Below are 21,685 nucleotides of genomic sequence, written 5' to 3'. Positions count from 1 at the left end.
TAACTTTAGGCCTATTTGTTCTGTGACAAATACAACCTTCTTATTGCCTTTGTTTCCCATGTAGCCTCGGTTTTTGTCAATAGCTTTTCTTTAAAAGAGAAATATTATTATTTTATAAAAAACCATTTTTAAGATAAACGAGACTGACTTTTAAGAATACTTAAAAGTTTAAATGAGAAGCTTAGATTAATAACGAAGGTTTTAATTAAAAGACGAATGGGATCCGTTTATACAGGCGCATACAAAAGTTAACTTTTTAAGGAGATTGGGGGGGATCTTTAAAGATGCGTTTGGAGATTTAAAGTCAATTTAGTATTTGGGTATTAGTAGATTGGTAATCTTGAGTATCAATACCTTGAATAACAGGCATAAAAAAAGGCTTAGATTGATGTGCTTAACGCTTTCATCTTTCTTAAGCCTTTTGTCTTAACTTACTAAACAGTAAGCTAAATTACCTTTCATTACTTCTTGTAACGAGAAGCAACGTTGTCTAAACGGTCGTTTGCGCGTTTAGCTTCTGCTTGTGCGTCCATAGATGCTGCTTTTGCATCTTTAACGTCTGCAGACAGTTTGCTTTGCTCTGATTTCAGAGAACCAACATCAGCTGACAATTGATCAACTTTGTTGCCCAGAGTTGCAACGCTTTCTTCCAGAGCAGTAGTGTTCGCGCAACCACCTAGTAGGGCAGTCATTGCTAAACCAGCAATCATCAGTACTTTTTTGTTCATTGTAAAAAATCCCTTAAAATAGGTTGGATTTGAATGTTTCGTTACTTTGTAAGCGAAACTGCCTAATTATGACATAGCTATTTTAATTTGCTACGAATATTAATGTGTTTAACCACTATAGGCATATAAATTTTTTTTAAAAGCTTTTTTTATATGTTATATCGCCATTTCTAATCGTAAAGAAGGCTATTTTTCACTATAAAGTGATGCGGCACTTACAAAGTCTTTACAAATTATCGTCCATCCTTCCCCAATGTAGTTTGCACTTTTAGCTTAAACTGACTGACGGCTTCAATTCGCCGTAAATTTAATGCCTGCTTTATCTCTGCGCCTTGAAAACCTGCGGCAATGATAGCGGCGATATCGACATTATTGGCGGCAAGGAAGCATTGAGATAAATACTCGCCTTGAGGATAAGTAGTGTTTTCAAATCCTGTGCGGCCGCGCATATCTGCGGTGCAAGTTAATATAAGTTGTGTTAAGCCCTCTGGCTTACGCCAAAAGTCAGCTTTATCGAATATTTTTACGATAGTTTCGGCTCTAAGCTCGAAGGCCTGATGGACGCTCTGATGTTGGTCACTGACCAGTAACGCCAGATCGCGCGTTTCGTTCGGCACTCGTAAACGTGCACAGAGTGCTTTTATCAGTGGCAAGCCCTTTTGGCCGTGACCGTGATGTTTAGGTAAATGCTCTTTTGGGCTGAGGGCTTTTCCTAAATCATGTACGAGAGCGGCAAACCGAACGCTTTTGTCCTCTGTCAGAAGCGCAGCTTGGGCGAGGACCATTAATGTATGCACGCCTGTATCTATTTCAGGATGCCATTTCTCAGGTTGAGGGACGCCAAATAAGGCAAATATCTCGGGAAAGAGCACTTCAAGGGCGCCACATTGGTGCAGGACCTCAAAAAAGATCTCTGGATGAGGTCCGCCTAAACTTTTATCGACTTCTTGCCAGACTCGCTCTGCTGTTAACGCGTTAAGTTCATCGCTTGCGCTAATTTGGCGCATTAGTGCCAGAGTTTCTGCGGCAATGTGAAATCCTAAGGCATGAAACCTTGCGGCAAAACGGGCGACACGCAATACACGAAGTGGATCTTCAACGAAAGCATCCGATACATGGCGCAATAGGCGCGCGTTAATATCCTCAATGCCATTAAAAGGATCGTATAAGTTGCCCTTTTCATCTTGGGCGATAGCATTGATGGTCAGATCTCGGCGTAACAAGTCTTGTTCTAGAGTCACATCGGGACTGGCATGGCAGCTAAAACCACCATAACCTAGTCCAATTTTTCGTTCTGTTCGGGCTAACGCATATTCTTGTTGGTTTTTAGGATGCAGAAATACTGGGAAATCTTTACCGACTTGACGGTATCCCAGTTGCAACATTTGTTCTGGAGTCGCACCAACGACGAGGTAATCTTTGTCCTTGATAGGGAGATTGAGCAGGCTGTCACGCACAGCTCCGCCGACGAGATATATTTTCACAGGCAAGATTCGGCTAATGTGTCATAAACATAGCTTATCATGCCCATTAAGGTGATAGATAAAGTCGTCGCGAGATATTTGCTCACTTATGTGTCACATTGATGTTGCGGATATTTTGACAATAACATTGGGACGCTTTAACGTGGGGCGTTATTTTTAAATTAGGATGATTGGTGGTATGTACAAGGCCTTTTACGGACTCAGCGATAACCCTTTTTCGATTGCACCCAATCCCCATTATTTGTTTTTGAGTGATAGGCACAGAGAGGCGTTGGCCCATTTAACCTACGGGTTAGGGGAAACGGGCGGCTTTGTGTTGTTAACAGGGGAAGTTGGCACGGGTAAAACGACGGTATCTCGCTGTTTACTTGGGCAATTGCCCGATAATACCGACACCGCATTTATCCTTAATCCGTCGCTAACAGAGCTCGAGTTACTCGCCACGCTTTGCGATGAACTTAAGATTTCCTACGGGGACAATCCCACACTCAAGCAGTTGACAGACCACTTGAGTCGTTTTTTATTGGACAATCACAGCAAAGGTCGTAATACCGTGCTCATCATCGATGAAGCGCAGCATTTACGCCCTGAAGTGCTGGAGCAACTGCGCCTTCTGACTAATCTTGAGACGGACACTAAGAAGTTATTGCAGGTCATTTTAATCGGTCAGCCAGAATTACAGCTGTTATTGAAGCGCCAAGAGCTGCGTCAGTTAGCCCAGCGGATCACCGCTCGCTACCATTTATTACCGCTAAATGAAGATGAAATCGCGCTTTATGTGTTGCATCGCTTGCAAGTCGCGGGACGATTTGAACCTTTGTTTACCCGCAAGGCTGTTAAGGTGTTGCAGAAGTACAGTGGCGGCATCCCTCGATTAATTAACCTCTTATGTGAACGCTCGCTGATGGCGGGCTATGCGCAATCGCGGGTGCCCATAGATCATCATATGGTGAGACAAGCTGCGGCTGAAGTATTAGGTGAAGAGGAGCCGACTCAGAATCGATATCTTTGGCCGACAGCGACCGCAGCGGCGTTATTTGTCGCTTTTGGTGTTTCTTATTGGCTATTTACCGATAAGCCTGTCAATGCCGCGTCAGCGTCTAGTATGGCCCTTGAGTCAACGTCAGCAAATGTTGCTGCATCAAACATTCAAGCTTTGAGTGCGACCGAAGGGATCAGCAAGTTAGTACAACCCGTAGATCAGCAAAGCAGTCAGGTGTCTATTCCAGATCCCAATCAGCGCTTACTTAATGATGCGATTAATCAGAGTCGCGATATCGATACCGCCTTTGCGGGTTTGTTTAGCGTGTGGGGCAAAGTACCGTATAAAGGTTTAACCGCCTGCCAATCTGCGGTTGAGCAAGGATTGTCTTGTTATCAGCAGCAGGGTAACTGGATGTCACTGACTCGGCTTAATTATCCAGCCGTGGTGTATTTGGTTGATGATAACCAACAGGATTTTTATGGCGCTGTGATTGCGGTAGATGGCGAGCAGTTGCTGATGCAGTTAGGTGAACAACAACTTTGGGTTGATAGAGCTTGGTTCAATCAACATTTCAGTGGCACCTTCGAAATCCTATGGCAAGCACCTAATTTACCTATGATGGATATCAGTCAAAAATCGAGTCCAGGTCAACTGCAATGGTTAGAGAATGCCTTAGCCCATGTGAATAATCGCAATACTCGCAGGGTCAATCAATTCGATGTGCAACTGGAAAATGATCTTAAAAGCTTCCAAAGTCAGCATGGCTTAAAAGCCGATGGTATTGCCGGAAATCAGACATTAGTGAGATTAAATTTGTATTTAAGTCAGCAAGGTCCACGTTTAACCGATAATGGGGCGCGCAGCTGATGTCCATTTTACTCGATGCCGTGACCCGTAATAAACAACAGCAACAATCGCCTTTACCCGATGCGGTGATGACGCCAAGGGCTAATTACCCGCAGCCACGTAAATCAGGCGTGCCGATAGGTAAACTGTCTTTACTTGTCGTCGCAGTCGCCGCCGGAATTGGCGTCGCTTGGGGATTAAGTGTTTGGGATCAAACTCGACACATTTCAACCGAACATGCTTCAACTAACAATATGGCAGTGGCAAAGGTATTGCCACCAACTGCATCTTCATTACCAGCTTCGATAGTGGCTAAAATTGAGCTTCAGACTGCCTCGACAGAATCGGTTGCTCAGTTGCAATCTGAGGGCAGTGCTAATACAGGTGTTCGGCTCGCAGGAAAAGTGGCGCTGCCTCGGGCACAGACTTTGCCCGAGTTGACTGCATCATCGCAATATCAGGGCGGGGCTGTAGCAAACTCGCCTCAGGCTTCTAGCGCGAATATGAACAGCAATGCTGCTCACAGTTACAATGTTCCTAAAAATAGTGTTCCTAACAACAGCGATCCGAGTAATAGTGATTCCAGCTACGGAGACTATATGTCGACGTCAGCCCAAGTGGACGCAGCAAGTCGCGAAGTTGCGTCTATGTCTACAGACACGCAAACACAGCAACCTATGATGTTGGGCGCTAATGCCAATGAGTCGGGTCTTGCGAGTCTTGAGGCGCTGCGTCAGCAAGTGAGTGCTGCGGCGGAAGATGTCGGTTTAGAAACCAACAAAAGTCGCGATGAAGATAAGTTAGTGGCTTCCTTTCAAAGTGCGTTAAAGGATGTGGAATACACCAATGCGGCGGAGACGAATGTCACTGAAGCAAAATTAGATCCTATTCCTAAAACGGCTGCAGATGATATCCCGAAATACGGTCAACTACCTGCCGGGCTGCAATTACAAGTGCCAGAATTTAATATTGTCGCCCATGTTTATTCCAGCGATCCGACCCAAAGGTGGCTGAATGTGGACGGTGCAGAGTTACAGGAAGGGGATATGATTGCGGGTAAGCTGAAGATTATCTCCATTCGTCCACGTGACATAGTGTTAGATATTCAAGGTACTCAGTTTAAAGTACCTGCAATCTAACCAGGTTATACGAAATTGACTCTGGCACTATGAGCCATGCTAGCGGTTATTTGTGCTAGCCATAGCTAAAAATGTGCTAGCCATAGCTAAAGAGTAAAAATGAAAAAGGCGCCCTAGGCGCCTTTTTTGATCTTAATGAATCTCAACTTAATCAAACAGTCTGTAGGCTAAGAATAGGGTCAGTGCGTAACCGACACTGTAGCAAAGGAAAAGTGCTGGAACGTATTTTAAGTAACTCACAAACGTCAGTTCTTTCACTTTACTCATGGCTACAATACCCGATGCTGAACCGATAATCAGCAGTGAGCCACCTACGCCAACGCTATAGGTTAAGCCAAGCCATTCTGGAGTATTCAGGACCGGGCTTGCTTTTAACAATGCCGCTGTTAATGGCACGTTATCAATCAAGGCTGAGCCGATACCTGTGACGAAGTTAGAGATGTTTGGATTAAACATAGTATAAGCTTCGGTCAGCATGTCTAAGGTGCCGATTTCTTTAAGCATACCCACGAGCAGTAAAATACCTAAGAAGAACAACAGGGTGTCGTATTCAACTTGGCGAATATACTCAAGGATTTTAATTTCTTCTTTATCGCTACGCGTGGTGTGGCCAATCAGGAACATGATTGACAGACCCGTTAGGAAGGTCAGCACTGGCGGGATGCCAAACAATATGTTCAGTAACATGGTCATCAAAATCGTGCAGAAGAACACGAGGGCAATCATGACATCAACGGTTTGATAGGTGTGTTTGATTGGGGTCGTGCTCACCACGCCTTCGGCTTTGAGTGAGAACAGGGTTGCCAACAAAATCACGCTCACGGCCGATGGGATAAACAACATCAGCAGTTCGGACATATGCACATGGCCGCCTAAGAAGATCATCAATGTTGTCACATCGCCGGTGATCAAAGCGACACCGCCTGAGTTCACTGCGAAGATAATCAACACTGCCATTCTGCGGCGCATTTGTTTGTCGAGTTTAAAGGTGGTTAATAAACCTAATGACACTAACGTCGCAGTGACGTTATCACAAAATGCCGAGAGCACGAGTGCAAACAGGGCAACTTGGATCATCAACATGCGCACCGACACTTTCTGCGGGAACAGCTTTTGCACCATGATTTGGATCATGCCTTTAGCGTTCAAATACGCTACGAAGGTCATGGTCGACATCAGAAAGAGCCAGAGTGTGGCAATTTCGAGCAAATTTTCATTGAGTTGATGGGCAACGAGTTTCTCGTGGGCCGGTTCTCCAGCAGCCATAAACAGCGCTACCCAAGAAATACAGCCAAAGAATAAGGTGGTTTTTGCTTTATTAAGGTGGGTCACTTCTTCGAAAATAATACTGAGCAATGCGAGCACGGCCAGTATGATGAGAAAGGTATTTAACATAACTGCAATTCCAACTGCTGTTTTAATGTCGTAGGGCGACTTGAGTCAACCTAAAGATTGAGCATATCAAGGCTGAATTAAGCCAGCCGTGTTAGCGCGTGCGGATCAGAACATAATGGGCTAAAGAACGCAACTGTTAGCGGTGACTCAATTTGCTGCTGCTTTGTGATGTTTATCTCATGCTTTTTGGTAGTAAACTGGTTTTATATATCGCAATATTTATATTTATCAGTTTTATTAACTGTATTTTTTGATTTGATTACTAGGTTAAAAGTGAGATCTACGATTAAAGTCTAAGCAGTCAGTTTGTCGATCCTTCAATTAATTTTTGTTCAGCAAGATATTCATGAATGCAGCGGCCTGAGTCGTGTTGCTTTTCCACACTTTCCTTTGTTACTGAACTCTAATGGCTTAATCGATTAGCGTGTCACAAAAATGTCTTTGCCAAAATCTTGACTGGATACAAAGCGAGCGCTATCTTGTGGCTGTTTTCTTATCTAGGCACAGTATGTTGTGTTAACACCGGATGTTGTGTTTTTGGAGTAGAGGTAAATGACATTTGTTATTCGGAGCCTTTTGCTTTTAGGCTCACTGGTTTGGTTAACGTATTCGGGCAAGCAGCTTATTGCGCTGGGTGTGATGAGTCAGCCTGAGCTCGCCATTGAGCATATCAATTTGACCATACAGCTGGTTGTGGCGGTGATCATATTTAAATCGGCTTTAGGTTCTAAAAAGTCCGATAGCTACTAGCGCTAAATAAAGCTTACTGAATCTAAGTAAAGCTAATTAAATTTAATAAAAACAAAGGGACGCTATTGCGTCCCTTGGTTATTTTTAAGGTGTAGCAACCCTAAAATCTAGGTTTAGCTTGCCGCTTTCATGCTCGCTAATACACGGTCAGCCGCTTCTAAGGTCAAGCGCAGTTCTTCTTCGCCATGGGCCATCGACAAGAAACCAGCTTCATAGGCGCTCGGGGCCAAGTACACGCCTTCATCTAACATGCCGTGGTAGAAAGTACGGAACTGCTCGATATTGCATTTTGTGACTTGGTCGAAACGGGTGATCTCCGCTTGTTCTGTGAAGAAGAAACCGAACATGCCGCCAACATAGTTGATCGCCATTGGAATACCGTGCTTGTCAGCTGCCGCTTTAAAACCTTCGGCGATACGTTTGGTTTTCGCGCTCAACTCTTCGTATAGACCTGCTTCACATAGGGCGTCCATTTGCGCCAAACCTGCTGACATCGCAATTGGGTTACCAGATAACGTTCCCGCTTGGTAAACCGGACCCGTAGGCGCGATAAACTGCATCACATCTTTACGGCCACCGAAGGCACCCACTGGCATACCGCCACCAATCACTTTACCAAGCGTGGTCAAGTCAGGTGTGACGCCGTAGTAACCTTGAGCGCCGCTTTGTGATACGCGGAACCCTGTCATCACTTCGTCGATGATCATTAAGGCACCGAACTCGTCACAAATGTCACGCAGACCTTGAAGGAAACCTGGGATAGGTGGAATACAGTTCATGTTGCCAGCAACGGGCTCGATAATGATGCAAGAAATCTCAGTTGGATACTGCTCGAACAGGGTTCTGACAGAATCTAAGTCGTTATACACAGCCGTTAAGGTGTGCTTGGCGAAATCTTCTGGAATACCGGGTGAGCTAGGTTGGCCTAAAGTTAGTGCGCCAGAACCAGCCTTAACTAACAGGCAATCCGCATGGCCGTGGTAACAACCTTCGAATTTTAAGATCTTGTCACGATTAGTAAAACCGCGTGCTAAACGAATGGCGCTCATCGTAGCTTCTGTACCAGAGCTCACCATACGAACTTGCTCGATAGAAGGCACCATAGAGATGACTTTCTCGGCCATTTGCACTTCAAGCTCAGTTGGCGCACCAAAAGACAGGCCATTTTCCACTGCCGCTAATACCGCAGCACGGATTTTAGGGTGATTGTGGCCGAGGATCATCGGGCCCCAAGAACCGACATAGTCGATATAGGCTTTGCCATCGGCATCGTAGATATAAGCGCCGTTTGCTTTTTCAATAAACAGGGGCGAACCGCCGACACCATTAAATGCACGAACCGGAGAGTTAACGCCGCCGGGGATGGTTTTTTTAGCCTGTTCAAATAGCGCTTCGGAACGGGTCATGTTTAGTCCTTAAAGTCTGTAGCCAACTAGCGATCGGCTTTACGTGAATACCAATTAACCGGACACTCATATTTCTCGAGTTGATGATCAACGCCGAGTGTCAATGCAAACAAAGCCATGCGAATTAACAGCCCATTATCCGCCTGTCTGAAGATGGCGAGATTAGGGTGGCTGTTCAAATCATTATCTAACTCATTGGCTTGCGCGCGTGAATCCCTTGGAAGCGGATGCATAATGACAGTGTTAGATTTGCAATGCTGAGTGTAAATACTGCGATTTAAGCGGAACTTGCCGCGATACTTATTTGCTTCTTCCTGCGAAGGGAAGCGCTCTTCCTGAATGCGAGTGAGATACAGAATATCTGCTTTATCTAAATGGCCTTCAAGCTGGTCGGTTATTTTGATGCTATGGCCAGCATTTTCAATGTCGGAGATCACATAATCAGGCATCGCTAATTCAGCGGGTGAAATTAGCGTGAAACTGATGTTCTTATACATGCAGAGTAAGCGTGATAGTGAATGCACTGTACGGCCAAATTTTAAGTCGCCGACCATCGCTATGTGCATGCCATCGATACCGCGGCCGGCACACTTGAGTTCTTTTTGGATAGTGTATAAATCGAGTAAAGCTTGGGTCGGATGTTCGTTCGAACCATCGCCACCGTTGATCACAGGTACACGGCTGCCTTCGGCAAACTCTTTTACTGAATAAGAGTCAGGATGGCGCATGGCAATCACATCAGAATAAGTAGATAACACCCGCGCCGTATCGTACAGGGACTCACCCTTAGATAAAGACGATGACGCCATACCTGTGGTTTCACGTACATGGCCGCCGAGCAAGTTAAAGGCACAGCCAAAACTCACGCGGGTACGGGTACTAGGTTCGAAAAACAGGTTACCTAAAATGGCACCATCGAGCACATTATTGCGCTTCTCTCGAAGTGCATAGGGCATCATGCGGCTAGCGACATTAAAAATAGTTTGGATTGAGTCAAGATCTAACTGGTTTACGGAGAGGATATGGGATCCTTCGAACTGATTCATCAGCCTGTTTTCCAATTTGCTAGGGGGCATTTTAAGCTGCGGTCTCGCGCTTATCTGCCCTGATGTTATGTAGGGTGGCTGAGGCGCGATTGTAGCAGAAGCACTGGGGCAACGAAATAGCCACATTGCCACTGTGTTAGATTTTTGCGATGAAGCCCAAAGCTTTTAATCTGCCACCTTAGGTTTGGCATCAATACTAGGTTTTGCATCACTATCAGATTTTAAATTGACGTTAGGCTTGGCCTAAGCGAATTTCCTGTTGCAGGTTCGACCAACTGATCACTCCAACCACGTTATCGGGCGTATCTTGATAGATAAACACCTCACCGCTGCGCTTGGGTGACAAGAGTAAATAGGCTTCATTGAGCGTAGTGCTGTCGCTTAAGCCTTGCATGGGATGGCGCGATAGCGTGGTACTGTCATCGTAGGATTGCATTTCAAGGCTGAGCATTTCGATAACGCCATCGGCATTGCGAACTAGCACAGGTCGACCTTCGGCCCGTTTAAGCACTTCGAGTAACAATTCATCGTTGTTATTGACGATAACAAAGCGTTTATCCATCAAGGCTCGCACGCCTTTTTTCTGCAGCGCTAAATTTACTGGCGCAACTTTATAGCCTAGCCCCATGATTTCTAATTGTTTAAAGAAAATAGAGTTAGTCTTAAAACCTTGATAGGCAATTAAAAATGCGGGAATAGTCACAAACATCGCCGGCAGGATAATACTGGCATCATTGGTCATTTCTAGCAGGGCGACTAACGCCGCCAGCGGCGCGCTTAAGCACACGCCCATCATGGCCGTCATGCCGATCACAGTGTAAAGCCCTACATAAGGGGCGATCGATGGGAATAAGATGGCACTGATCAGCGCCAAAATCGCCCCGAGCAGCGCGCCGATACCATAGAGTGGACCAATCAAACCGCCGGGGATACCTAAGCCAATCGCCGCAATAGTGGCAATGATTTTGGCAAATAATAGGGCGATTAATAGCAATAGGCTTGGATGTTGACTAATGGCTTCGCTAATGGCGAGATCGCCCGTGCCAAGGGCTTGCGGTAATACTAGACCGATTAGTGTGGTGACGCTGCCCGCCAATAATAGTCGGTAGATGAGTGGCCAGTTTTGCCCCGTCGCGGTGACTTTTAAGAGTGAGTAATTAAACAGCGCCGCAGCGCAGCCCAATACCACGCCGCCGATGGCGAGAATAGGGTAGTGATCTAAGGGAATGTGGATCACTTGAATACGGTCAAATTCGTGCACATTACCAAACACTAATTGGCTTGAAACCGCGCCACAAATTGCGGAGAGCATAATCGGGAAGAAGTAATGGACTTTATATTCGCGGACAATCACTTCGAGGACAAAAATCACTGCCGCCAAGGGCGCGTTAAAGGTCGCGGCAATCCCTGCGGCAATGCCACTGGCGCACATAATACGCACACTATTATCGGGAAGATTGAATTTTTCGGCGAGAAAACTGGCACTGACAGCGCCCAGATGAATAGCAGGGCCTTCACGGCCGACGGAGAAATTGGTGCCGAGGGCGAATAATGCTTGAAAAAATTGCCCTACGGCAGATTGCAACGGAATTTTACCGTAGTGCAGTTTAACTCTATGTAACACATAGGCTATTCCCATACGCTTATAACGTTTGGAGCCTAGCTTAGCCACAATCCAAATTAATATTGCGCCTAAAAGTGGTAACAGGGCTCGCCAGTCGGCAACGTTCCCCGTAAAATCCAGCGCCTGTATTTGGGTGTAATGATTGGCCCAAACGAGCAAGAGTCGAAACAGTAAGATCACGCAGGATGCGAAAATGGCAAACAGCAGTGCCAGTATGCACAGTTGTGCACTGATCCTCGCTTGGGATAAATGGTCACGTAGCTCATTGGTTAAATACTTTTTGGCTGTGACTATGGCATGTTGAATAGCGACTTTATTTATCGTTAATTGCACTGCATTGGCCTGAGTTGTATTGTATCGAACTCGTTCTTGAGTTGATTGTATTTTATATAAGGGGCTGTTACCTAATGCCAAATTATCATCGTTGGCTAGATCGGCTGCAAGTGATGGATCTCAAGTATCGTCCATCTTCAGTGTATTTATCGCTTTTAGTGTTAGTTTCTATTCTTTTTGGGGCTTGGATAAGTTTTCTGCTACTAAGCAGTGATGAGCCCGTGGTTAAACACATCAGCAGCAAAGCCCAACGCTTGAGTGCTGAATTAGAAACACAGACCCAATTACTAGCGACCCGAAATCTAGAGCTGTCCGTCGAGCGTGAGGCTAACGCCCAAATGCAAGATATGTTTGGCCAGCAGATGAAAAAGCAAAAAGAATTGGAACATGAGTTGGCGTTTTACCGTAGCATTATGACACCGGATGATAATGCCGAAGGTGTCGCCATCCACGGACTTGAAATGACGCCGGGCGTTTTAGCCGATGAGTACAATCTCAAACTGGTATTAACTCAGCTGCAAAAGCGCAAGCAAGCGATTCAAGGTCGAGTCGAATTGACATTAATTGGCGTGCAGGAGGGTAAATCCGTTAGCTTGAGTGTGAACAAACTCACGGGTTCTAAGTTGGAATTTGATTTTCGCTATTTTCAGGTCATAGATACTAAGGTCACTGTTCCTGCAGGCTTTAGTTTACAGCAAGTGAAAGTCAAAGTGCTGGTGCCTTCGAGCCGCTGGACCAAGAATTCGCAGACAGAACATGTCTATAGTGCCCCTGAGTTATTACAGGGTGAAAAAGAACCGCGGGTAATACTTGAACAAAATAGTCAGGTAAAGGATAATTTGCCCCAGAAAACTGATGTAAGAGGTAGTAATGACTGATCAAGCTGATACAGCAATGCCAATCCAATTTACCGATGCGGCAGCCGCTAAGGTGAAAGGTTTGCTGGAAGAAGAGCAAAATCCTGCACTTAAGCTACGAGTCTATGTGACTGGTGGTGGTTGTTCTGGATTTCAGTACGGCTTTACCTTTGATGAAAAGGTCAATGATGGCGATTTTACGATAGAAAAACAAGGCGTCCTCTTAGTTGTCGATCCTATGAGCCTACAATATTTAGTCGGTGGTGAAGTGGATTACACTTCAGGACTCGAAGGTTCTCGCTTCTTTGTGAAAAACCCTAACGCAACCACAACTTGTGGCTGTGGTGCCAGTTTCTCTGTGTAAAGAGTTTCTCTATAAAGACTGCTCACTTAGCGCCTTTAAGGTGTGAAGTGAGATCAAAAAAGCCGTCGCAATGACGGCTTTTTGTTGGGCAAAATTCAGTATGCCACGAACTTAACTCATGATGTTCAGGTTAAGCTTAGGTTTAAACCACGCCTTTACCTTTTTATCAAAAGCGACCCAGACTTGCAGTAATGACAAGATGATTAACGCGATAAAAATCACATAGTCAGGCAGTTTGCCCTGCCATTCACCTAAATGCACCGTCGTCGGGCCTACCACTAAATTGCCGGGATCGTACATGATCACTGGCAGCATGCTAATCAAGCCAAGCTGCACGACTGTGTAGCCACGCAGCATGATAAGCGCCGCCTTTTGTCGACCAATAATGGCAATCACCATCAAGAGTGTCAGTAGACAAAATAACACGCCTTGTTTAGCGACTAAGCCGCTCACGGACGCAACAACATACACTAGCAGCAGGGCAATCAGTCGTTTGGGTAAACGTGAACTCACGGCCGCGTCAGCCTTAGGTGTCGGTATAGCCGATTCTTGCTCGCTCATAGACATTCTCGCTTAGCGATTGAGATTAATGGCTTTGCTTAGGTGCTAATCGTTGATCTAACTCATAAGGTGGGATAACCACACCTAAATCATCTAATACTGGGAACACGGCAACGAACAGGTCGTCATCTTCCATGCCTGGCACCCATCTTTCGTGAAATTCATCGAATGGGATCGCTAATGTTTGGCAATCGCTCCATTCATCCACAGCCCAAGATTCAGCCGCTTCTTCGGTTGGCCACATTGGAATGCAATCTTCTTCTTCAGTGGTCAGCATTACGCAACCGTCTTGGTCTTGTAATGTCCAAAGAACTTTATGTTCTTTGACTTGCTCAACGAGGTAATCGTAACGGGCTTCTGGTGTCATTGCTGCTGTCTCAGCGAGGGTTTTAACAGTCTTGCTCATGAAAAATATCTCTTTTGCTTGAATAGGGCGAAGCCTGTTGTGTCTCTAATGTAAAAACCTAGGGCACAGCAAATTCACCAGTTGGCTAAATGGTAACATTAGAGCGGGATTAGAAAAAGAACAACAGCGCCAAGAGGGCGCTGTTGTGTTAGATCTTCGATGTTTATTCTGCCGCGCGGAAGTAGCGATAGATAAAGCCTGCCAAAATGGCGCCGACAATCGGGGCTACCCAGAATAACCAGAGCTGCGATACCGCCCAGTCACCGACAAATAACGCAGGACCTGTACTGCGCGCAGGATTTACCGAAGTATTGGACACTGGAATACTGATAAGGTGGATCAAGGTTAAGCCTAGACCTATGGCAATCGGGGCAAACCCTTTTGGCGCGCGTTCATCGGTGGCACCTAAAATAATGATCAAAAAGAACAGTGTCATAACGATTTCGCAAATCATGACCGACAGCATGCTGTAGCCACCCGGTGAATGTTCACCAAAACCGTTAGAGGCAAATCCACCCGCAAGTGAAAATCCTTCCTGACCAGAAGCAATAAGATACAAGATACCCGCGCCTGCAATCCCGCCCGCGACTTGGGCTATGATATAGGGCAATAATTCTGCCGCTGGAAAACGTCCGCCAGCCCAAAGGCCGAATGACACCGCTGGGTTAAGGTGGCAACCTGAAATATGGCCAATCGCAAAGGCCATAGTGAGAACTGTTAAGCCAAATGCGAGCGCGACACCGAGTAAGCCTATGCCCACCTCGGGAAATGCAGCGGCAATTACCGCACTGCCACAGCCTCCAAGGACTAACCATAAGGTGCCAAGAAATTCCGCCGCCATTTTTTGTGACATATTCATTGATTGATTTCCTATTTAGTCGATTTATGTCTGTGTGGCTTTTGACGCCATTACATAAACCCTTGTTTATCTCGCTGGTTAAGTTTAGCTAGATAAATAACCATTCCCTTAATTAAAGTTTTGCACGCCCAGATTGTTCATGCCAAAGCTGGCCATCACAATCAGAGTGTTGTGTCTTTACTGCTTAGTTAACAATCACTTTAGTTCGTTTACATGGCATAACTGTGATCAAGCATAGATGGGTTTTCATATTGTGCATTTTTGATCATGGCTTATTGCGTCAATGAGCGGATTTTCTGGGGTATTAGCCATTTTTGTTTTTTTACCTGCATAGATTGTATAGATGGCAACCTGGTGATTGAGGGATTGCTTTTCCCTCACCTCTTGCGTATCAAGCCGTTGAGTTGTTCTTATAAGTTATTGAAAATAAATAAATAGATATTTAATAGATATAAAACGGGGAAATAAACGAGGGGTATTTCGTTGTCGCTCATTACTAGGCAAAGTAAAAGGGTTGAGTTACTTGAATGTTAATTATGTGTTTCTGTGTTGCTAGCCATGATTAGACCAAAGTCCTTGAAGAAAAATCGCTGACTAAGGCTTTTGGATTAATTCAAGTAACAGTGCCAAACAACAACAAAAATGGTTTGCGATGTCTCAAAGTGAAGGTGGGAAGGATGAAGAAGAAACTATTGACCCTAGCAATACAAGCATCAATGTTTGGTATTGTTCCTTCGGTAGCATGGGCTGCCGAACCGATAGAAGTGAAAGCAGTTAAGGAAAATGCGACTCGAACTGAAACCGCAGCCGCAGATAAAAATGATGGCATAGAAAAGGTCACTGTAACGGGGTCGCGGATTAAGCGAGATAGTTTTTCATTAAGTACGCCTTTACAGGGCTTAGATGCCAAGGATATTGCCGATAGCGGTATTGGCTCATTGGCGGATATTTTAGTTGACCAAATTCCGGCCTTGGCCGAAGGGGTTAGCAGCACCAATAGCCAATCGAGTGTGCAAAATACCGGCCTATCAACCATTGACCTACGTAACTTAGGTACGGATCGTACTTTAACCCTGATTGATGGTCGTCGGGTTGTTTCTAACAGTTACAGTGGTAACTACGTCAGTTTAAGTACGATTCCGGCGGCGATGGTCGATAAGGTCGAAATCATTACCGGTGGGGCGTCGGCTGTGTATGGTTCCGATGCGATTGCGGGTGTGGTCAATATTATCACCCAGCAAAACAAGACTGGGTTTGAGATTAATGCCCGTGGTGGTGAAACGACAGAAGGTGGTGGCCGAGAAACCACAGTTGATGCTGGCTATGGTGCTGATTTTAATAGTGATAAAGGTTACATTTACGCCAGTGCTACCTATGATAAACAGCATGGGTTATTCGCCACAGACAGGGAGCGAGCCCTGTATGAATCAAACTTTGCCTACGATCTAAAGCAAATGTGCAATGCCATGAACACAGTCGATGGTGATAAGTGTATGCGCGATATCACTCCTGACGATTGGCGATCACGCAGCAACGACATCGTTGGCGGCCGCTTTAACTCTGATGCTTGGTGGTACGACGGCACTGAACTTAAAGCTGGCTTTAAAGAAGGGCGTGATGGTTATAACGGCTTTACCACGGGTTTATTAAAAGTTCCTGAGGATACTTTAGCTGCTGCAGTCAAAGTAAACTATGACCTTAGTGAAAGTGTGCGCGCAAATGCGCAAGTGCAATTTAGCCGTAACACCGCGTTTCGTCGTACCGATGCTGAAGGTCAAGACTATAACGATGCTGAGTTGTACATCGATCCCATCACCGGATTACCAGGGAAAATTTCTGCGGGCAGTATTTCACCGAATAATCCTTATGTACCAGCAGAGATCGCCGCGACAGCGGGTAAGAGTATTAGTTGGGATCGTCGTTTCGAAGAAGTAGGGCCTGTTGAAAGTGATAACGAGCGTACTACGCTGCGTACTTGGGCGGGTTTACAGGGAGATTTGTTTGAAACTTGGACCTGGGATGCGTCAGTAGGTTATGGTCAGTTCGAACAGCGTCAACGCCGTAGCAATGAGATCAGCATTCGTCGCCTGAAATATGCGCTCGATGCCGAATATGCAGCCGATGGTGTGACTATTCAATGTGCCAGCGAAGAAGCCAGAGCTGAAGGCTGTGTGCCCGTCAATATCTTTGGAGAAGGCTCAATCAGCAAAGAAGGGGCGGACTATATCCGCGCCAATCCCTACATCAACACGGATATCACGCAATTTAATGCCCTAGGATTTATCTCCGGCGAATTGTTTGAATTGCCTGCGGGTGGCGTGCAATCGGCATTCGGTATGGAGTATCGCCGTGATACGCAGGCTGTGGATACCGATAAGACGATGCGTGGCGATGCGATCACCTTTAACGACGTTCCTCCCTTCGAAGGTGATGTCACCGTATGGGAAGCCTTTGGTGAGGCGAATCTACCCTTGTTAAGGGATATGAGCTTCGCTAATAAGCTGGATGTGGATGTGTCCTTGCGTCTTGCGGATTACAGTCAGAAAAACATTGATTTAATGTCGAGCTACCGTACCGGCATACTGTGGGAACCCATTGCCAACTATGCTTTACGAGCAAACTACTCACGTTCACAACGTGCGCCGAATATCACTGAACTTATCTCTCCACCCCGTGGTGATTACGACAGTATTCGCGATATTTGTAATGGTGTAACGGCAACCTCAACAGGCGCTGGGCATGATAGCTGCCGTCTCGATCCTGGTATTGCAGCGGCCATTGCTAGCACTGGCATTTTCAAAGCGGTAAGTGGTTCAAAGTATTCTCCTAACGCGGGTAATGAAAACCTGACCGAAGAAACCGCAGATACCTATACCTTAGGCTTTACCATGGCGCCAGCCTTCCTTGAAGGTTTTAACCTAGCGGTTGATTACTACGATATTAAAGTTGCTGATGCGATTGGTTCATTAAGCAATGAGGATATTCTGGCTGAGTGTTATAACTCGAGTAATCCCTATGGAGCCGATAATGAGTACTGTCAGGCTATCACTCGCGATACTGAGGGCCAAATCACCCAGATTATTCAGCAGGAACGGAACCTGAATGACATCGTTACTCGTGGTATCGATTTCGCTATGGCCTACGAGTGGCAATTGGACGGATACGGTGAACTCAGCTTAAAAACCAACTGGACTCATGTATTGGAATACAGTTCAAGCTACTATAACGTCGATGGTTTAGTTGAAGATGATTATGTTGGTGAACTTTCCAGCGGGATTTTTGAAGACCGAGGCACGCTTTCATTAAGCTGGAGTAACGATGATTGGCGTGTGCGTTGGAGCGCGAAGTATAAGAGCGCTATGGTTGATAGTCACGATAGAGTTGAAGAATGGAATGTGGAGAAAGCCAAGAACCAGGCCAAACTCGATGCAGGTGATGCCAGTGCAGTTGCAAACCCTGAAACGCCAGCCTTCCTGTTCTATGGCTCGTATATTACCCATGATTTATCAGTGTCTTACACCATGGACGTGAGTCAGGCTGAATTACGTTTATATAGTGGTGTACGTAATATTTTCGACAACCAAGGACCTTGGGTGGCTGATGGTGGCGACTTAATTGAAACTGGTAATGGTAACTACAGCAGTGCCTACGGCGGTGGTGTAGGGCGTTATGCCTACCTAGGTGCAGAGCTTAAGTTCTAAAGGTCAGTTAACTTAAGTTGGTTAAACCGCATGTGGCTCCCTGCATGCGGTTTTTTTATTGGCAATTAAATGGCTTAAGCAAGAAAGGAACAGTTGTTGGCTATGGTTCCTTCAGATAGTTATACCAATCACATTAAATCTCTAATCAGTTCAGAGCCTCACTGGCATTTCAACCCAAGGCGCATTGACGCAGAAATGGTTATTCCCTTTTAAGTCAATGCAACACCGGAGTGGGATGCCTGTGTGGCTCCCAAAGGGCGGCTGATGTTCACTGTATGGCAACGCGATTTATACTGCGTTTAAGGCTTTCGACAGAGCACCACTATGCCTTCAAGCCTTCGCCTTGTCTAAAGCGCGTTGAATTTCCGCTGAATGAACAGATATTTAATTCGATTGGTATTAAGCGGTTTTAACGGGGAGTTTACGCAAAAGTTTTAGCTAAGCGAGTTCGGCAGGTCAGCTAAGTTGGGGCTGGGGGCAAAATGGTGTAGGTTCAACAATACACTTTAAGCTAATGTTTTTACAGGCTTGATGGTATGAACTGATATTACCCTTAGCGGCGAGTATGTATGCCGCTAGGGTATCGTTGGGAGCTATCTTGGCAATATGTTAAGCGGTAATGCGAACTTATCGATTCATTACAGCATTGAATGACAAGTTACTTGGAGGGTAAATTCGCCTTTAAGAACTGGCTTTGTTCCCATAATAAGTGTTCTAAGGACTCCTTAGCTGTATAACTGTGTCCTTCAAAGGGAAGGACGACTAATCTCGCTTTGCCGCCCCCCCCTTGAATCGCATCAAACAGGCGCTCAGATTGCAGCGGGAATGTACCTGAATTTTGATCCATTTCGCCATGCATAAGCAGTAAAGGCGATTTGATCTTATCCGCATAATTAAATGGTGACATTTGCTGATAAATATCATTAGCTTGCCAGTAGGTGCGTTCTTCATTTTGAAAACCGAATGGCGTTAGGCTGCGATTATAAGCCCCACTACGGGCGATACCTGCGTAGAATAAATCCGTATGGGCTAGCAGATTTGCCACCATAAATGCCCCGTAGGAATGCCCGCCTACGGCGATTTGTTTACGATCGGCAATGCCTAAATCCACCAAGGTATCGACAGCCGCCTGTGCGTTGGCAATGAGTTGCTCGCGAAAGCTGTCATTGGGCTCTTTATCCCCTTGAGCGATGATGGGCATAGAGACTTTATCAAACACCGCAAAGCCTTCGGCGACTAATGGGATTGGGCCCATAGGGCTGATGCTGGGATATTGATTGGCGCTAAAGTTAATTTGGCCCGCGATGTCGGGATCGTTAAATTCCCGCGGATAGGCCCACATTAACACGGGTAGGGTGCCTTGCTCCTTGGTGTAATTGGCGGGTAAGTAGAGAGTGCCAGACAGGGGCACGCCATCGGCTCTTTTGTAGGTGATAAGCTGCTTCTGCATTCCCCGATACGCACTCAGTTCATCGGCCTGTTGGTAGAGCACACTTTCTTTGGCGCCATCGATTAAGACAAGGCTTGGGGCTTCAGTCGGGCTTTCACGGTTGATAATCAGTTGTAAGGGCTCAAGACTGAGCACGTAGCGCACCGACTCTAATTGCTGGGCTGGCGATTGCCAAAGCAGTGACGACTCACCCGTCAGTAATGAGGTGCGCTTTAAGAAAGGCTTATCCCCCTGTGGCGATGCCCCTTGGCCGTAGTGAATAAGCCCTGCGGTTTGCGTCGGCTGCAGGCGGATCACATGCCCTTTGCCTTGGGTGTATTCTCTGGAGAATATTCCAAGTTCTTGATATTTATCGCGCAGATTACGCTCGTTCAACGTCTGTAGCCTACTTTCTCCAAGGCGGGTATCTAGGCTACTCAGTCGCAGTAACTGTGCTTTGCTATTGCGCTGGGTCACTAAGGCGATGTTGTTCTCCGCCCAGTCGATATCGATGATCCGCCAAGGGGTTTTGGCGATGAGTTTGGCCTTTTGGGTAAAGGGCGCGTCGAGTTGCCATAGACTGTCCCGTAGCGGCGCCTCCAGCTGGCTATCGCCCTGATCTAGAGCCTCGGTAAAGGCTAAGGTTGCGCTTCGCCCTTGAACCCAATGGAACTGGCGTGGGCCTGGGAGCACTGAGTCTCTTCCTTGGGGCTTAGATTCTCCACTCTGGCTTTGGTGCAGTTGCGTTATGCGTTGGCCATCAAGATTATAAATCTCTGTTAAGGTTGGAAAATCATAATACTTTACTTGGGTTGAGAAGGGCGCGGTGAGCTGATGGGTTAAAATATAGCGCCCATCGGGTGACACCGAAAAGTCCTCAAAAATACCCGGCGCGGCGATAGTTGTCAGCTTGCCATCTAAATCCACTCGGGCCAATTGACTGGTCGTCAGTTGGCTAAAGCGTTGTTTGTCAGCGCTGGTTTTCAATAAGTCCTGATAGGTGCGCTGCGGGCTTTGTTTGCCTGAGGTTTCCTTGGTTTTCGGTGCGTAAACGGCCTGAGCCATGCTTGTGTTGGCATTGGAGGCTAACACAAAGCGAGCGAGTAGACTGTTATTGTTAGCCCACTGATAATCAAGGCTAATCGTGCCATTCAATCTGTTGTCTGACAGGCGCTTGTGGCTATCTTGAGCGAGGTTGTAAACATATAAGTAACCGCCCTCTGGCGTTATGCTCACATAGGACAGATAGCGACTGTCGGGGGAAAACTGCAGCTCAGTAATATCATGGCCGCCGGGCAAGCTAATCATTCGCTGCTGATTGTTTTGAATATTAATTAGCCTGAGTTGGTGGTAGCGTTTGCTAATACGGCTGGGTAAATATTGCTCGGCGGCGATACGTAATCCTGCCAGCTTTTGCTCTGGCTGGGCCAACGTGGCAATGCTCGGCGCCGAAATCGGGCTGATTAATGCCAGCCATTGATGATCGTTTGAGAGTCGTGTCGTGAGGCTGGTACTGTGGTTAATGGTTTGCTGCAATGCAGAGGAAGGTTTTTGGTAGTCTTGTGCTAAGGTCTGTGGGGTAAAAATTGGACATAACATCATCCCGATGCAAATCAAGGCTAAACGAAGCATGTTTGGGTCCCTAACAAAGTGCATAACTCCCGCACAGATAATTTGTAACAGGAGTAAGACGTTGACGCATAAGTTTTTATTGGTCATGCAGTTGTAAGCAATCTGTTGCTTTGTCGCAACCCGCCTCGACTCGATTCTAT

General features: G+C 46.1%; 16 protein-coding genes. 6 read left to right on the top strand and 10 right to left on the bottom strand.

Going from position 1 to position 21,685, the window contains the following annotated elements; all coding sequences use genetic code 11:
- Positions 1-461: 461 nt before the first annotated feature.
- Together Q4Q54_RS06105 and Q4Q54_RS06100 are read right to left on the bottom strand one after the other, a co-directional pair.
- On the bottom strand, positions 462-728 hold the full coding sequence (locus Q4Q54_RS06105; protein ID WP_006080732.1) for an Lpp/OprI family alanine-zipper lipoprotein: 267 nt from the start codon (positions 726-728) through the stop codon (positions 462-464).
- 233 nt (positions 729-961) lie between these two features.
- Positions 962-2,212 (bottom strand): multifunctional CCA addition/repair protein, encoded by a 1,251-nt coding sequence (locus Q4Q54_RS06100; protein WP_311987971.1) that lies wholly within the window; start codon positions 2,210-2,212, stop codon positions 962-964.
- A gap of 178 nt (positions 2,213-2,390) precedes the next feature.
- Between Q4Q54_RS06100 and Q4Q54_RS06095 the strand changes: the two genes are divergently transcribed.
- Together Q4Q54_RS06095 and Q4Q54_RS06090 are read left to right on the top strand one after the other, a co-directional pair.
- Positions 2,391-4,064: an ExeA family protein gene (locus tag Q4Q54_RS06095; RefSeq protein ID WP_011846145.1), complete on the top strand. Its 1,674-nt coding sequence runs from the start codon at positions 2,391-2,393 to the stop codon at positions 4,062-4,064.
- Positions 4,064-5,182: a general secretion pathway protein GspB gene (locus Q4Q54_RS06090; protein WP_311987970.1), complete on the top strand. Its 1,119-nt coding sequence runs from the start codon at positions 4,064-4,066 to the stop codon at positions 5,180-5,182. The genes Q4Q54_RS06095 and Q4Q54_RS06090 overlap by 1 nt, the downstream gene beginning before the upstream one ends.
- Before the next feature lie 147 nt (positions 5,183-5,329).
- Here Q4Q54_RS06090 and nhaD read toward each other — a convergent pair whose 3' ends face one another.
- Positions 5,330-6,577, bottom strand: a complete 1,248-nt coding sequence (gene nhaD, locus Q4Q54_RS06085) for a sodium:proton antiporter NhaD (RefSeq protein ID WP_311891823.1) — start codon at positions 6,575-6,577, stop codon at positions 5,330-5,332.
- Between the two features lie 552 nt (positions 6,578-7,129).
- Here nhaD and Q4Q54_RS06080 point away from each other — a divergent pair.
- Complete coding sequence (locus Q4Q54_RS06080; RefSeq protein ID WP_311891822.1) at positions 7,130-7,327, top strand: hypothetical protein; 198 nt, start codon at positions 7,130-7,132, stop codon at positions 7,325-7,327.
- Between the two features lie 113 nt (positions 7,328-7,440).
- On the opposite strand, the gene hemL is transcribed toward Q4Q54_RS06080, so the two are convergent.
- The 3 genes from hemL to Q4Q54_RS06065 all read right to left on the bottom strand — a co-directional run bounded on the left by hemL (position 7,441) and on the right by Q4Q54_RS06065 (position 11,736).
- A complete protein-coding gene (hemL, locus tag Q4Q54_RS06075; RefSeq protein ID WP_311987969.1) occupies positions 7,441-8,733 on the bottom strand; it encodes a glutamate-1-semialdehyde 2,1-aminomutase in 1,293 nt (430 codons plus the stop codon).
- A gap of 26 nt (positions 8,734-8,759) precedes the next feature.
- Positions 8,760-9,779, bottom strand: a complete 1,020-nt coding sequence (locus Q4Q54_RS06070) for an aspartate carbamoyltransferase (protein WP_006080739.1) — start codon at positions 9,777-9,779, stop codon at positions 8,760-8,762.
- Between the two features lie 232 nt (positions 9,780-10,011).
- A complete protein-coding gene (locus tag Q4Q54_RS06065; protein WP_006080740.1) occupies positions 10,012-11,736 on the bottom strand; it encodes a chloride channel protein in 1,725 nt (574 codons plus the stop codon).
- Between the two features lie 74 nt (positions 11,737-11,810).
- Here Q4Q54_RS06065 and Q4Q54_RS06060 point away from each other — a divergent pair, with 74 nt between their 5' ends.
- The gene (locus Q4Q54_RS06060) at positions 11,811-12,614 is read left to right on the top strand and encodes a DUF6776 family protein (protein ID WP_011846148.1); all 804 of its coding nucleotides are present in this window, start codon (positions 11,811-11,813) and stop codon (positions 12,612-12,614) included.
- Complete coding sequence (erpA, locus tag Q4Q54_RS06055) at positions 12,607-12,957, top strand: iron-sulfur cluster insertion protein ErpA (RefSeq protein ID WP_006080742.1); 351 nt, start codon at positions 12,607-12,609, stop codon at positions 12,955-12,957. Before Q4Q54_RS06060 ends, erpA begins: the two co-directional genes overlap by 8 nt.
- Before the next feature lie 111 nt (positions 12,958-13,068).
- On the opposite strand, the gene Q4Q54_RS06050 is transcribed toward erpA, so the two are convergent.
- The 3 genes from Q4Q54_RS06050 to aqpZ all read right to left on the bottom strand — a co-directional run bounded on the left by Q4Q54_RS06050 (position 13,069) and on the right by aqpZ (position 14,783).
- The gene (locus Q4Q54_RS06050) at positions 13,069-13,518 is read right to left on the bottom strand and encodes a hypothetical protein (RefSeq protein ID WP_006080743.1); all 450 of its coding nucleotides are present in this window, start codon (positions 13,516-13,518) and stop codon (positions 13,069-13,071) included.
- Between the two features lie 25 nt (positions 13,519-13,543).
- Entirely contained in the window at positions 13,544-13,924 is a 381-nt protein-coding gene (locus Q4Q54_RS06045; RefSeq protein WP_006080744.1) for a DUF2750 domain-containing protein, read from the bottom strand.
- A 163-nt stretch (positions 13,925-14,087) separates the two neighbouring features.
- On the bottom strand, positions 14,088-14,783 hold the full coding sequence (gene aqpZ, locus Q4Q54_RS06040) for an aquaporin Z (protein ID WP_006080745.1): 696 nt from the start codon (positions 14,781-14,783) through the stop codon (positions 14,088-14,090).
- 677 nt (positions 14,784-15,460) lie between these two features.
- On the opposite strand from aqpZ, the gene Q4Q54_RS06035 reads away from it, so the two are divergent.
- Complete coding sequence (locus tag Q4Q54_RS06035; RefSeq protein ID WP_311987968.1) at positions 15,461-18,484, top strand: TonB-dependent receptor domain-containing protein; 3,024 nt, start codon at positions 15,461-15,463, stop codon at positions 18,482-18,484.
- A 658-nt stretch (positions 18,485-19,142) separates the two neighbouring features.
- On the opposite strand, the gene Q4Q54_RS06030 is transcribed toward Q4Q54_RS06035, so the two are convergent.
- On the bottom strand, positions 19,143-21,545 hold the full coding sequence (locus tag Q4Q54_RS06030) for a prolyl oligopeptidase family serine peptidase (RefSeq protein WP_311987967.1): 2,403 nt from the start codon (positions 21,543-21,545) through the stop codon (positions 19,143-19,145).
- Between the last annotated feature and the right edge of the window lie 140 nt (positions 21,546-21,685).

This window comes from Shewanella sp. SP2S2-4 (assembly GCF_031932025.1).
GTDB classification, from domain to species: Bacteria; Pseudomonadota; Gammaproteobacteria; order Enterobacterales; family Shewanellaceae; genus Shewanella; species Shewanella baltica.
This window is presented reverse-complemented; position numbering and strand designations above follow the sequence as displayed.

Bases quoted from the DNA above. Each gene is read 5' to 3' on its own strand.
- Q4Q54_RS06105 (WP_006080732.1), bottom strand. From the start codon at position 728: ATGAACAAAAAAGTACTGATGATTGCTGGTTTAGCAATGACTGCCCTA.
- aqpZ (WP_006080745.1), bottom strand. From the start codon at position 14,783: ATGAATATGTCACAAAAAATGGCGGCGGAATTTCTTGGCACCTTATGG.
- Q4Q54_RS06070 (WP_006080739.1), bottom strand. From the start codon at position 9,779: ATGAATCAGTTCGAAGGATCCCATATCCTCTCCGTAAACCAGTTAGAT.
- hemL (WP_311987969.1), bottom strand. From the start codon at position 8,733: ATGACCCGTTCCGAAGCGCTATTTGAACAGGCTAAAAAAACCATCCCC.
- Q4Q54_RS06060 (WP_011846148.1), top strand. From the start codon at position 11,811: ATGCCAAATTATCATCGTTGGCTAGATCGGCTGCAAGTGATGGATCTC.
- Q4Q54_RS06030 (WP_311987967.1), bottom strand. From the start codon at position 21,545: ATGCTTCGTTTAGCCTTGATTTGCATCGGGATGATGTTATGTCCAATT.
- Q4Q54_RS06035 (WP_311987968.1), top strand. From the start codon at position 15,461: ATGAAGAAGAAACTATTGACCCTAGCAATACAAGCATCAATGTTTGGT.
- Q4Q54_RS06090 (WP_311987970.1), top strand. From the start codon at position 4,064: ATGTCCATTTTACTCGATGCCGTGACCCGTAATAAACAACAGCAACAA.
- nhaD (WP_311891823.1), bottom strand. From the start codon at position 6,577: ATGTTAAATACCTTTCTCATCATACTGGCCGTGCTCGCATTGCTCAGT.
- Q4Q54_RS06050 (WP_006080743.1), bottom strand. From the start codon at position 13,518: ATGAGCGAGCAAGAATCGGCTATACCGACACCTAAGGCTGACGCGGCC.
- Q4Q54_RS06095 (WP_011846145.1), top strand. From the start codon at position 2,391: ATGTACAAGGCCTTTTACGGACTCAGCGATAACCCTTTTTCGATTGCA.
- erpA (WP_006080742.1), top strand. From the start codon at position 12,607: ATGACTGATCAAGCTGATACAGCAATGCCAATCCAATTTACCGATGCG.
- Q4Q54_RS06080 (WP_311891822.1), top strand. From the start codon at position 7,130: ATGACATTTGTTATTCGGAGCCTTTTGCTTTTAGGCTCACTGGTTTGG.
- Q4Q54_RS06045 (WP_006080744.1), bottom strand. From the start codon at position 13,924: ATGAGCAAGACTGTTAAAACCCTCGCTGAGACAGCAGCAATGACACCA.